Genomic DNA, 12,727 nt, shown 5'->3' on the forward strand with positions numbered 1-12,727 from the left:
AAATTTTACCAACTAGCTTTTTTAACGCCAGGTATCTGACCTTTGTAAGCCAGTTCTCTAAAGCATATACGGCATATACCGAATTTCCTTAAATAAGCATGAGGTCTTCCACAAATTTTGCATCTTGTATATTCTCTCGTTGAGAATTTTTGTTTTCTCTGTTGTTTAACTTTTAGAGATGTCTTTGCCATTTCGTTCCCTCCCTTACTTACTAAAAGGCATTCCCATTAATTTCAAAAGCTCACGTGCTTCTTCATCAGTGTTAGCTGTGGTTGTTATGATTATGTCCATACCTCTTAATTTATCAATTTTATCGTAATTTATTTCCGGAAATATCAATTGCTCTTTAATTCCTAAAGCATAGTTTCCTCTTCCGTCAAAAGATGATTTTGAAACGCCTCTAAAGTCTCTTACTCTTGGCAATGCTATGTTTACAAGTTTATCAAAGAATTCATACATATGATTTCCTCTCAGCGTAACCTTGCAACCTACCGCCATACCTTCTCTAACCTTAAAGTTTGAAATTGATTTTCTAGCCTTAGTAACAACAGGCTTCTGGCCTGCTATCACCGTCAATTCTTCAACAGCGTTGTCTAAGAATTTTTGATTTTCCTTAGCTTCGCCCACGCCCATATTAATAACTATCTTTTCTATTTTAGGTGCCTGCATAATGCTTTTATACTGAAATTTTTCTATCAGCGCCGGCACTACTTGTTCATTATATGTCGCTTTTAATCTAGCCATATAGTTCGTACCTCCTTTCGAGCATTATTATAAAACTGAACCGCACTTTTTGCATGCTCTTACTTTTTTTCCGTTTTCTATTTTAACTTCAGTTCTAACGCCTGATTTGCATTTTTCACAGTATATCATAACATTTGAAGCATTAATAGCGCCTTCTTGGTGCAATATGCCTGCCTGCTGCATTTGGTTAGTAGCCTTTTGATGCTTTGTAACCATTCTTACACCTTCAACAATGACTCTGTTCTGCTTTGGTAAGCTAGTGAGTACCTTGCCTATTTTGCCTTTGTCACTGCCTGATATAACTACAACTTTATCGCCTTTTTTTACGTGCATTCTTTACACCTCCCATTAAAGTACTTCCGGTGCCAGCGAGATAATCTTCATAAACTTTCCATCTCTTAATTCTCTTGTTACAGGTCCAAATATACGAGTTCCGACAGGTGTCTTATCTTCTTTTACTATAACCGCCGCATTTTCATCAAATCTAATATACGTACCGTCTTGTCTTCTGACACCTTTTTTTGTTCTTACGATAACAGCCTTAACTACATCACCCTTCTTAACAACTCCTCCAGGTGTTGCAGATTTAACCGCACATACAACTATATCGCCAATATTACCGTATTTTCTTATTGAACCGCCCATTACTCTTATTACAAGAACTTCCTTAGCTCCAGAATTATCTGCGACTCTTAATCTTGACTCATTTTGTATCATGACTTCTACCTCCCTTCAATTGTCTTAGGGTTTATTTAGCTTCCTCTAATATTTCAACTAATCTCCAGCATTTTTCTTTTGATAATGGTCTGGTTTCCATTATTTTAACTATATCTCCAACTTTGCACTTGTTCTCTTCATCATGTGCTTTGTATTTCTTAGTCATCTTAATCTGTTTCTTATAAAGAGGATGTGCTACAAGCTTTTCAGTAGCAACTACGACTGTTTTATCCATTTTATCACTTACTACTTTTCCAATTCTTACTTTTCTGTTGCCTCTTTCCAAAGTAAAATCCTCCTTTCTTATTACTGCGCATTAATGTTTAATTCACGTTCTCTAAGAACTGTTTTAACACGCGCAATATCTTTCTTGACCTTCTTTATTCTCATCGGATTGTCAAGCTCTCCGGTTGCAAGTTGAAATCTTAAATTGAAAAGTTCTGTTTTTAAATCTAATACCGACTTGTTCAACTCTTCAACTGACTTATTTCTTAATTCATTAGCTTTCATTTGCTTCACCATCCTTTTCTGATGCCTGATCTTTGGTAACAAATTTGCATTTGATAGGCAATTTATGCATGGCAAGTCTCATTGCTTCTCTAGCTACTTCTTCAGCAACTCCTGACATTTCGAATAATACTCTGCCAGGTTTAACTACTGCTACCCAGTATTCAGGTGATCCCTTTCCTTTACCCATACGAGTTTCGGCTGGTTTTTTAGTTACTGGTTTATCTGGGAATATTTTAATCCAAATTTGACCGCCTCTCTTAACCGATCTAGTCATAGCTCTTCTGGCAGCTTCTATTTGGTTTGATGTAATCCAAGCTGGTTCTAATGCTTGTAGTCCGTAGTCGCCGTAAGTAACCTTGTTGCCTCTCGTTGCAACACCGGTCATTCTTCCTCTTTGTTGTTTACGGCGTTTTACTCTTTTAGGCATTAACATAATTATTCCTCCTTCCTTCAGGACTTATTACTTTCTATCTCTTTCTCTTTTGAAATTATTATTAGATCTTCTTTTTCTCTTGTTATCTCTATTATCGTTCATAGCTTTTACTGGTTCACGGTTATCTGATAACAATTGACCTTTCTTTCTAAGAACTTCGCCTCTGCAAATCCAAACCTTAACACCTATTTTTCCGAATGTTGTGTTTGCTTCTGCAAAGCCATAGCTTATATCAGCTCTTAAAGTTTGAAGAGGTATTTTACCATCTGAATATCCTTCAGTTCTAGCCATATCAGCTCCGTTCAATCTTCCTGATACGCTTGTTTTAATACCCTTTGCACCTAACTTCATTGTTCTTTGCATAGACTGTTTCATAGCTCTTCTGAAAGATATACGCTTTTCAATCTGGCTTGCTATATTTTCTGCAACCAACTGAGCGTTTAATTCAGGAACCTTTATTTCTTCTACATTAATTATAACAGTCTTACCTGTCATTTTTTCTATATTAGTTTTTAAGCTGTCAACACCAGAACCGCCTTTACCAATTATCATACCTGGTTTTGCTGTGAACACACTTACCTTAATTCTGCTGGCAAATCTTTCGATTTCAATCTTTGCTATTCCTGCCTGATTCATTGTGCTTATTATAAACTCACGAATCTTGTAGTCTTCAGCTAAATTTTCGCCGAAACTCTTTTTGTCAGCATACCATTTAGAATCCCAATCATTGATTATACCAACTCTAAGTCCATGAGGGTTTACCTTCTGACCCATTTTTTACCTCCTTTGCTGTTCTATTCTCTCTCTTTTACTACAGCTCCAATATGGCTGCTTCTTTTCAGTATTTTATATGCTGCTCCCTTTGATCTCGGTCTCCATCTCTTAAGAGTTGGACCTTGATTAGCATAAACTTCGGAAACATATAATTTATCTCTATCCATTTCAAAGTTATTTTCAGCATTTGCCGTAGCTGATTTAACTACTTTTTCTAAAATTTTAGCTCCCTTACTTGGGTAAAATTTTAAAATTGCTAAAGCTTCGTCAACTTGCTTTCCTCTTACCATATCACATACGAATCTCATTTTTCTAGGTGATACTCTTATATATTTAGCAACTGCTCTTGCTTCCATTTAAGCTTGCCTCCCTTCTTATTTAACTTTTGAAGATTTATCAGTCTTATCATGTCCTCTATAAGTCCTTGTTGGAGCAAATTCACCGAGTTTGTGTCCAACCATATCTTCAGTTATATATACAGGAACGTGCTTTCTGCCATCATGTATAGCTAATGTATGGCCTACCATTTCGGGGAATATTGTTGATCTTCTAGACCAAGTTTTTAATACTTTTTTATTGTTTGCTTCATTCATTTCCACAATCTTTTTCATAAGACTAGGTTCACAATAAGGCCCTTTTTTTAATGATCTACCCATTCACTATTTCCTCCTTTCACTAACCTGTTAAAACTATTTTGTATTTCTTCTCTTAACAATCATCTTGTCGGATTTTTTGTTTTTCTTACGAGTTTTCAAACCAAGTGCTGGTTTACCCCAAGGAGTAACAGGTCCTGGTCTACCAACAGGAGCTCTACCTTCACCACCACCGTGTGGATGGTCGTTAGGATTCATTACGGAACCTCTTACTGTAGGTCTGATACCCATATGTCTTTTTCTTCCGGCTTTACCTATTGTTATATTTTCGTGATCTAAATTTCCTACCTGACCAATTGTAGCTCTGCAGTCCATGCTTATCATTCTAACTTCGCCGCTTGGAAGTCTAACCTGAGCATACTTGCCTTCTTTAGCCATAAGCTGAGCTGAGTTGCCAGCTGAACGTACCATTTGTGCACCTTTACCAGGTTTTAATTCTATGTTGTGAATCAATGTACCAACAGGAATATTTCTTACAGGAAGTGCATTTCCTATTTTTATATCCGCATCAGATCCAGAAACAATTGTATCACCAACAGCTAATTTATAAGGAGCTATTATATATTTCTTTTCTCCATCTGCATAGTTTATAAGAGCTATATTCGCACTTCTGTTAGGATCATACTCAATTGTAGCAACTTTTCCTGGAACTCCGTCTTTATTTCTTTTAAAATCAATGATTCTATATTTTCTCTTTTCTCCACCACCCTGATGACGAACTGTTATTCTGCCATACGAGTTTCTTCCAGCCTTATTCTTTAATGGAGCTAAAAGAGATTTCTCAGGTTCATTAGTTGTTATTTCTTCAAATGTTGAAACTGTCATTTGTCTCAACGCCGGAGAGGTTGGTCTGTATTTTCTAATACCCATGAGATTTTCCTCCTTTTTTTGATCTACTATCTTTTAATTACATTCTTGTGCCCTTCGTTAGCTTAACATAAGGGGTTCGCAGGGAAATTCACTAATTTATTTGCTCCTAACGTCGCATAAATTAGGAATTTTGTGCGTTTGACCTACCATCAATTTTTTCTCCTTATCAGTCGAAAAAATTGGGTTAGGGCATAAAGGGCATCTTAGATTCCTTCAAAGAATTCTATTGTTTTGCTGTCTTCTGTTAAAGTAATTATAGCCTTTTTCCAATCGGCTCTTTTGCCAACATTCATGCCCATTCTTTTTTTCTTTCCAAGCATGTTCATTGTGTTCACACTTGCTACTTTAACTCCGAATATTTTTTCCACTGCATTTTTAATTTCAGTTTTATTAGACTTTTTATCAACAACAAAAGTGTATTTTTTTTCTGCCATTGCATCCATACTTGCTTCTGTTACTATCGGTCTTTTTATGATATCGTGTGGATCGCGCATTATGCGTACACCTCCTCCACTTTATTAACTGCTTCCTTCGTAATCAGGAAAGAATCACAGTTTAAAATGTCATAAACATTTATTGTGTTAATATATGCTGTTTTTACTCCCGGAATGTTAGCAGCTGCTCTAACTACAGCTTCATCTTTTTCAGGAATAACAACTAATGTTTTTTTACCGGAATTAAGATTTTTTAAAACCTTAACCATTTCTTTTGTTTTCGGCTGTTCAAGCACTAATTTATCTACTACTATTATTTCTTGATCCTGAACTTTTGAACTTAATGCTGATTTAAGAGCCAATCTCTTAACTTTCTTAGGAATTGAGTAGCTATAGTCTCTTGGCTTTGGAGCAAATACAATTCCTCCGCCTTTCCACTGCGGCGCTCTTATACTTCCTTGTCTTGCACGGCCTGTTCCTTTTTGTCTCCAAGGTTTTCTACCGCCGCCTCTCACATCAGCTCTTGTCTTTGCTGACTGAGTTCCTTGTCTTTGATTAGCCAAATAATTTTTTACAGCTTCATACATTACATGAGTGTTTACTTCTACACCAAATACGGCATCATTTAATTCGATATCGCCTACCTGGCTGCCTGTTATATCATAAAGAGCTACTTTCGGCATCTTTAGTCCTCCTTTCTACGCAATTATTATTTAGACTTTCTAACTGCTTCTCTGACCTTTACCAAACCTTTTTTAGGTCCTGGTATCGCACCTTTTACAAGTATTGCATTTTTATCTGCATCAACTTTTATAACTTCAAGGTTTAATACTGTAACTTTTTCATTACCCATATGTCCGTGAGCTTTTGTTCCTTTTACTACTCTTCCCACACCAGCAGAAGCTCCTAAAGAACCTCTTAATCTGTGGAATTTAGAACCGTGGCTCATATCTCCAGTATGATGTCCGTGTCTCTTAATAGATCCCTGGAATCCCTTACCTTTAGAAATTCCTACAACATCAACTTTCTCTCCGACTTGGAAAATATCAACGCCTATTTTCTGACCGATTTCGTAATCATCGATATTTGCTACTCTGAATTCTCTTAAAAATCTTTTTGGTTCTGCATTTGCTTTATCAAAATGACCTTTTATAGGTTTAACAACATTTTTTAATTTAATGTCTCCAAAGCCAACCTGAATTGCATTATAACCATCTTTTTCAACAGTTTTTTTCTGAATAACAACTATGTCGCCTGATTCGATTACAGTTACCGGAACAACATTTCCTTGTTCTGTGAACACTTGAGTCATTCCGACTTTTTTACCAAGAATTGCTTTCATTTTTACACCTCCTATTTTCTTACAGCGGATTGCTTTTAGGCAATCATTCTAAGCAGAGTGCATTATATATTTTTTCTCTACTTGCTTTCTCTTATAATTTGATTTCAATGTCTACACCGGCAGGCAGATTCAATTTCATCAATGAATCTACAGTCTTAGGTGTAGGGTTAGTTATGTCAATCAATCTTTTATGAGTTCTTTGTTCAAACTGCTCTCTGGAATCTTTGTACTTATGAACAGCTCTCAGTATTGTAATAACCTGTTTTTCTGTTGGCAGCGGAATCGGTCCTGCTACAGTTGCACCGGTATTTTTAGCTGTTTCTACAATTTTTTGTGCAGATTGATCAATTAATTGATGATCATAAGCCTTTAACCTAATTCTTATTTTCTGTGCGTTTGCCATTTTTTTACCTCCTTCTTCGTATGTCATCCATACAACTCGGAATTGCTCGATACACCTATCCGGGTGTTTCTTATTTTGTAGTTTTAGCAATACCGGTCGCCCTGTTTTTTAACAGGACATACTCTGCAAAAATTCCCTGATTTATTAAGCAAAATCAGCAACCTTTTGCGTCATCGCATGTGGCAAGCTTTATTATAATATACCATTATTTCTTATAAATCAAGTAGTTTTTTTATTTGTTTCAAAAAGTTAACATTTGTTACCTTTCCTTAACATGTCTGTGCGTTATTTATTTTTTTAATGTTTGCATTTGTTGAATTTTATATTAAACGTAAATTATAAATTTATTCCAGTTTTAAAATATCATTAATAATTCGTATATTTTACTCTGCTTTCTTCCTTAAAATTATTTGTACCTAAAATATGAACTATTAAAAAACACCATCCAAAAAAATTCTGGCTGGTGTTTTTTTATGATATTAATAATCTATGTTATAATTTCTAAAGTGAATTATTTTTAGCCTTTATTCTTTTAGCATTGATATCTTTCCACATTTCTACATCAACACCTTTCCAAGAAAGTTTGTCAGGATCATAGTAAGGATCCTTGCCAGCTTTCATTTGTTGATCATAGTCTTTGTACAAAGCAACGCATTTTGGGAACAACATGCATACTACTAACATGTTAATCCATGTACATGCGCCAAGAGCAAAGTCAGAAAGGCCCCAAGCTGTATCAGATTCAATGATACCCCATAAGAATACAAGTACAGGCATACCAAATTGTAAAATTCTTGTAATTGCTTTACGAGTGTTTTGTTGTGTTGGTTTTTGGAAAAGGTACATAGCTGCTGTTTCTGCCTCATAATAGTAGCTGATTAAGCATGTGAATGAGAATAATAACAGCATGATTGCAATAAAGATATGCCCAAAGTTACCAAGGACTGTGCTAGCAGCCATTTGAACATATATAATACCGCCTGTAATGCCTTCGGCAAGTTCAGGACTACCACTGCCGATATAACCTCCTGCTGTATTGAAACTATCAGTTAAAAGAATCATAAGACCTGTGCAACTACATACGATAACTGTGTCTAACCATACGCCGGCAGCATTTGACAATCCCTGTTTAACAGGGTGACTAGTTTCAACAGCTGCTGCTGTTGGTGAAGCCTCACCCATACCTGAAGCAGATGAGAAAGTACCTCTTTTAATACCTTGTTGAATTGCAATACCAATAGTACCTCCAAAAATAGCATTTAAGCCAAATGCGGAAGAAATAACATCAGAAATTAGTGCTGGTATTTTTGTAATATTTAGTACTAATATTATAAGGGTAATTCCCATGTAAATAGCTGTCATAAATGGAACTATTGAAGAAGCTACGGTACTAATACGTCTTATACCACCAAGAACTGTCACAAGTAGCAGAACTGCAATACAAGCAGATATAACAGTCATCGAAATACCTGTAGCTTGATTAAATGCGTCAGAAACCGTATATGTAGCAGCAGCAGTCATAAAGCAAGAAGTGCCCACAAACATAACCACAGCCATAAATTTACCGTATTTTCCCCATCCTAGTCCGCGTTCAGCACAGTAAGGACCGCCGCCACGGTATGCGCCGTCAACACGAATTTTATACAACTGACCCAATGTACACTCAGCAAAGCAAACTGCAGAGTTTGTCATGCCTATAAGTATCATCCAAAACAACGCACCAGGACCACCTGAATAAATTGCAACAGCAACTCCTGCTACATTACCTGTTCCAACACGCATCGCCATAGTTGTACAGAAGGATGCAAAAGAAGATATACCTGACTCTGAGTCACCTTTTTCTATAATACGACTCCACATATCTTTAAAACGAACGAATTGAAAAAATCCTAATTTTACTGTAAAGTAAATGCCGGCACCACCGATAAGTAAAAGCATGCCAATGCCCCAAATGTAACCATTTGCCCAATTAACTACACTGTTTAAAGTATTTAACATAATTTCTCCTTGTTAAAAAAATTTTTTTGAATCATTTGCAAATTTTCTTTGTTACTTTATTACGCCTCTTAAATATTACATAACACTTACTATGACTTGCTAAAAGCTTCAACCACCTCCATTTCTTTTTCTTCTTTATCAGCTATAAATTCCCTCCAAAATATAGCTGATAATGTTTTCATGAATAATGAATTTACCATTGCAAGTCCACCATAATAGTTGCAACTACTGTGCCAATTTTTATTTTCTTTAAAATTATGTGATTTAAATTATAGAATGTGATAAAATGGAGCATAACGAAATTTATATTTATATTACAAGTAAATTTTCTTTTACAACGATGTACAAAAAATCATAATATTGTATGTATAATTATTTTACACCTGTACAAAAATTATAACTATTTCTCAATTTATTAGTCATATCAAAAAATATTAAACCTAAAAAAAGGCTCAGATATACTGAAGCCTTTTTTATATCAAAAGGAGGAGCAATGCTCCTCCTTTTACAGTGATTTTCCCGCCACATCTGTGAGGTTATGTTCACCAATTTATTTTATTATACTTGTAACAACACCTGAACCAACTGTTCTTCCGCCTTCTCTGATAGCGAATCTCAATCCTTCTTCTATTGCTATTGGGTGGATTAATTCTACTATAAATCTTGCGTTATCTCCAGGCATGCACATTTCTGTTCCTTCTTCAAGGTCGATCTGGCCTGTTATATCTGTTGTTCTGAAATAGAACTGTGGTCTGTATCCGTTAAAGAATGGTGTATGTCTTCCACCTTCTTCTTTTGTTAATACATAAACTTCTGCATTAAATTTTGTATGTGGTGTTATTGTACCTGGTTTTGCTAATACCTGACCTCTTTGGATTTCATTTCTCTGAATTCCTCTTAACAGTGCTCCGATATTATCTCCTGCCTGTGCCTGATCAAGTAATTTCTTGAACATTTCTACACCTGTACAAACTGTTTCTGCTGGCTCCTCTGCTAATCCAACTATCTGGATTTTATCCTGTACCTTCAGAACTCCTCTTTCTACTCTTCCTGTTGCAACTGTTCCTCTTCCTGTTATTGAGAATACATCCTCTACAGGCATTAAGAACGGTTTATCTATGTCTCTTTCTGGAGTTGGTATCCATTCGTCTACCGCTGCCATTAATTCGATAATTTTGTCTCCCCATTCTCCTGAAGGATCTTCAAGAGCTTTTAATGCTGAACCTTTTACTATTGGAGTGTTGTCTCCATCGAATTCATATTCAGATAATAATTCTCTGATTTCCATTTCTACCAATTCGATTAATTCTGGATCATCTACCATATCTTCTTTGTTTAAGAATACTACTAATCTTGGAACACCAACCTGTCTTGAAAGAAGGATGTGCTCTCTTGTCTGAGGCATAGGACCATCAGCTGCAGAAACAACAAGTATTCCTCCGTCCATCTGTGCTGCTCCAGTTATCATGTTCTTTACATAGTCAGCATGGCCTGGGCAGTCAACGTGTGCATAGTGTCTGTTTGCAGTTTCATACTCAACGTGTGATGTCGATATAGTGATTCCTCTTTCTCTTTCTTCCGGAGCCTTATCGATATTATCAAATGCTACGCTTTCTCCTGTGCCAAATCTATCATGCAGTGTTCTAGTAATTGCTGCTGTTAATGTAGTCTTACCATGGTCAACGTGCCCGATTGTTCCAATATTAACATGGGGCTTACTTCTTTCATATTTTGCTTTTGCCATATTTACTTCCTCCTGGATAAAATTATTTATTAATTATTTTTTCAGCTACGCTGTTAGGAACTTTTTCATAGTGATCGAATTCCATTGAATAACTTGCTCTTCCTTGAGTCATAGATCTCAATGTAGTCGCATATCCGAACATTTCTGACAACGGAACAAATGCATCTACAACCTTAACGCCGTTTCTGTCCGTAAAGCCTTCGATTCTTCCTCTTCTAGAGTTAGCATCTCCCATAACATCTCCCAAATATTCCTCAGGTGTTGTTATTTCAACTTTCATGTAAGGCTCAAGCAATACTGGTTTCGCTTTTTCCATCGCCTGTTTAAATGCCATAGAACCAGCGATTTTAAACGCCATCTCACTAGAGTCTACTTCGTGGTATGAACCGTCATATAATGTTACTTTAAAATCTATTGCCGGATAGCCGGCCAATATACCGTTTTCAGCTGCGCCTCTTACTCCTGCCTCAACTGCTGGTATATATTCTCTCGGAATAACTCCGCCTGTAATTGCATTGACAAATGTAATGCCCTGGCCAGGTTCTTGAGGTTCCATGGTAATTTTAACATGACCATACTGTCCTTTACCACCTGACTGTCTTGCATACTTAACGTCAACGTCTGCGTTACTTGTAACTGTTTCTTTGTAAGATACTTGCGGCTTACCTACATTTGCTTCAACTTTGAATTCTCTTAAAAGTCTGTCAACGATGATTTCCAAATGAAGTTCACCCATACCTGCAATAATTGTCTGCCCTGTATCAGGGTTTGTATATGTTTTAAATGTTGGATCTTCTTCAGCAAGCTTCTGAAGACCTATACCCATTTTTTCTTGTCCTGCTTTAGTCTTAGGCTCAATAGCAACTTCAATAACTGGATCTGGGAATTCCATTGATTCCAGTAATATTGGATGGCTCATATCACACAATGTGTCTCCTGTAGTTGTAAACTTCAAACCAACAGCAGCTTCTATATCTCCTGTATAGGACTCGCTAATTTCTTCTCTTTTGTTAGCATGCATCTGAAGAATTCTTCCGATTCTCTCTTTCTTATTCTTAGTTGAATTAAGAACGTAGCTTCCGGATTCCATCGTTCCAGAATATATTCTGAAGAATGTAAGTTTTCCAACAAACGGGTCTGTCATAATTTTAAATGCCAATGCTGCTAATGGTGATTCATCAGCAGGTTCCCTTATTATTTCTTCATTAGTATCTGGATCAAAGCCTTTCATCTGAGGAACTTCTAACGGATTTGGTAAAAAGTCAATAATCGCATTTAAAAGCAGTTTAACACCTTTATGCTTATATGCAGTACCACAAAGAACTGGTACTATCTCATTTGCAATTGTGCTCTTTCTTATAGCTGCTTTTATTTCTTCAACGGAAAATTCTTCGCCGTTTAAGTATTTTTCCATTATTACTTCATCATAATCCGCTAATGCTTCAATTAACTTATCTCTATATTCATTAGCTTGATCGACATAGTCTTCCGGTATATCAATAACATCTTCGTCAGTTCCCAAGTCATTGTTATATCGTACAGCTTTCATTTCAATCAGGTCTATAATACTGTGGAATTGGTCTTCTGCACCTATTGGCAGTTGAATAGCAACTGCGTTTGCCTTTAATCTTTCATGCATTGTTCCCAATGAATATATGAAGTTAGCACCCATTTTATCCATTTTGTTTACAAAACAAATTCTAGGTACATTATATTTATCTGCCTGTCTCCAAACAGTTTCTGATTGGGGTTCAACTCCCATTTTTGCGTCAAATATTGCTACCGCACCATCGAGCACTCTAAGCGATCTCTCAACTTCAACTGTAAAGTCTACGTGACCAGGTGTATCGATGATGTTAATTCTTACATCTTGCCATTTACAAGTAGTTGCAGCTGAAGTTATTGTTATTCCTCTTTCCTGCTCTTGCTCCATCCAGTCCATCTGAGATGCACCTTCGTGAGTTTCTCCTACTTTATGAATCTTCCCGGTATAGAACAGGATTCTTTCGGTACATGTAGTTTTTCCTGCATCGATATGCGCCATTATACCAATATTCCTTGTATTTTCTAAAGAATATTCTCTCATTTTTTTCCCTCCTTCACGC

The 12,727-nt window shown here is 36.3% G+C and carries 18 protein-coding genes; all 18 read right to left on the minus strand.

Features of this window, described 5'->3' with window-relative positions; translation table 11 throughout:
- Positions 1-5: 5 nt before the first annotated feature.
- The 18 genes from RBQ61_RS13585 to fusA all read right to left on the minus strand — a co-directional run bounded on the left by RBQ61_RS13585 (position 6) and on the right by fusA (position 12,708).
- Positions 6-191 carry a type Z 30S ribosomal protein S14 gene (locus RBQ61_RS13585; protein WP_019229589.1) on the minus strand — a complete coding sequence of 62 codons (186 nt, stop codon included), beginning with the start codon at positions 189-191 and terminating at the stop codon, positions 6-8.
- Positions 192-204: 13 nt separating this feature from the next.
- Complete coding sequence (gene rplE, locus RBQ61_RS13590; protein ID WP_213925126.1) at positions 205-744, minus strand: 50S ribosomal protein L5; 540 nt, start codon at positions 742-744, stop codon at positions 205-207.
- Between the two features lie 27 nt (positions 745-771).
- Positions 772-1,077 (minus strand): 50S ribosomal protein L24, encoded by a 306-nt coding sequence (rplX, locus tag RBQ61_RS13595; protein WP_308137795.1) that lies wholly within the window; start codon positions 1,075-1,077, stop codon positions 772-774.
- Between the two features lie 15 nt (positions 1,078-1,092).
- The gene (gene rplN / locus RBQ61_RS13600; RefSeq protein WP_308137796.1) at positions 1,093-1,461 is read right to left on the minus strand and encodes a 50S ribosomal protein L14; all 369 of its coding nucleotides are present in this window, start codon (positions 1,459-1,461) and stop codon (positions 1,093-1,095) included.
- Between the two features lie 31 nt (positions 1,462-1,492).
- Positions 1,493-1,747 carry a 30S ribosomal protein S17 gene (gene rpsQ, locus RBQ61_RS13605; RefSeq protein WP_308137797.1) on the minus strand — a complete coding sequence of 85 codons (255 nt, stop codon included), beginning with the start codon at positions 1,745-1,747 and terminating at the stop codon, positions 1,493-1,495.
- Positions 1,748-1,767: 20 nt separating this feature from the next.
- Positions 1,768-1,971 (minus strand): 50S ribosomal protein L29, encoded by a 204-nt coding sequence (gene rpmC / locus RBQ61_RS13610; protein ID WP_213925130.1) that lies wholly within the window; start codon positions 1,969-1,971, stop codon positions 1,768-1,770.
- Positions 1,961-2,404, minus strand: coding sequence for a 50S ribosomal protein L16 (rplP, locus tag RBQ61_RS13615; protein WP_213925131.1), 444 nt, complete (start codon positions 2,402-2,404; stop codon positions 1,961-1,963). The genes rpmC and rplP overlap by 11 nt, the downstream gene beginning before the upstream one ends.
- A gap of 27 nt (positions 2,405-2,431) precedes the next feature.
- Entirely contained in the window at positions 2,432-3,178 is a 747-nt protein-coding gene (gene rpsC / locus RBQ61_RS13620; RefSeq protein WP_308137798.1) for a 30S ribosomal protein S3, read from the minus strand.
- Positions 3,179-3,198: 20 nt separating this feature from the next.
- A complete protein-coding gene (rplV, locus tag RBQ61_RS13625; protein ID WP_213925133.1) occupies positions 3,199-3,534 on the minus strand; it encodes a 50S ribosomal protein L22 in 336 nt (111 codons plus the stop codon).
- An 18-nt stretch (positions 3,535-3,552) separates the two neighbouring features.
- Positions 3,553-3,834 carry a 30S ribosomal protein S19 gene (gene rpsS, locus RBQ61_RS13630; RefSeq protein ID WP_213925134.1) on the minus strand — a complete coding sequence of 94 codons (282 nt, stop codon included), beginning with the start codon at positions 3,832-3,834 and terminating at the stop codon, positions 3,553-3,555.
- Between the two features lie 33 nt (positions 3,835-3,867).
- Positions 3,868-4,701 (minus strand): 50S ribosomal protein L2, encoded by an 834-nt coding sequence (rplB, locus tag RBQ61_RS13635; RefSeq protein WP_308137799.1) that lies wholly within the window; start codon positions 4,699-4,701, stop codon positions 3,868-3,870.
- 203 nt (positions 4,702-4,904) lie between these two features.
- Positions 4,905-5,195, minus strand: coding sequence for a 50S ribosomal protein L23 (gene rplW / locus RBQ61_RS13640; RefSeq protein WP_213925136.1), 291 nt, complete (start codon positions 5,193-5,195; stop codon positions 4,905-4,907).
- The gene (gene rplD, locus RBQ61_RS13645; RefSeq protein ID WP_308137800.1) at positions 5,195-5,818 is read right to left on the minus strand and encodes a 50S ribosomal protein L4; all 624 of its coding nucleotides are present in this window, start codon (positions 5,816-5,818) and stop codon (positions 5,195-5,197) included. Before rplD ends, rplW begins: the two co-directional genes overlap by 1 nt.
- 26 nt (positions 5,819-5,844) lie before the next feature.
- Entirely contained in the window at positions 5,845-6,477 is a 633-nt protein-coding gene (gene rplC / locus RBQ61_RS13650) for a 50S ribosomal protein L3 (protein WP_308137801.1), read from the minus strand.
- Positions 6,478-6,568: 91 nt separating this feature from the next.
- The gene (rpsJ, locus tag RBQ61_RS13655; RefSeq protein ID WP_213925139.1) at positions 6,569-6,880 is read right to left on the minus strand and encodes a 30S ribosomal protein S10; all 312 of its coding nucleotides are present in this window, start codon (positions 6,878-6,880) and stop codon (positions 6,569-6,571) included.
- Positions 6,881-7,381: 501 nt separating this feature from the next.
- Positions 7,382-8,878, minus strand: coding sequence for a sodium:alanine symporter family protein (locus RBQ61_RS13660; protein ID WP_308137802.1), 1,497 nt, complete (start codon positions 8,876-8,878; stop codon positions 7,382-7,384).
- A 550-nt stretch (positions 8,879-9,428) separates the two neighbouring features.
- Positions 9,429-10,622 carry an elongation factor Tu gene (gene tuf, locus RBQ61_RS13665; protein WP_308137803.1) on the minus strand — a complete coding sequence of 398 codons (1,194 nt, stop codon included), beginning with the start codon at positions 10,620-10,622 and terminating at the stop codon, positions 9,429-9,431.
- 22 nt (positions 10,623-10,644) lie between these two features.
- The gene (fusA, locus tag RBQ61_RS13670) at positions 10,645-12,708 is read right to left on the minus strand and encodes an elongation factor G (protein ID WP_308137804.1); all 2,064 of its coding nucleotides are present in this window, start codon (positions 12,706-12,708) and stop codon (positions 10,645-10,647) included.
- Positions 12,709-12,727: the final 19 nt, after the last annotated feature.

It is taken from the genome of Sedimentibacter sp. MB35-C1, from assembly GCF_030913635.1.
In the GTDB taxonomy this organism is placed as follows: Bacteria; Bacillota; Clostridia; order Tissierellales; family Sedimentibacteraceae; genus Sedimentibacter.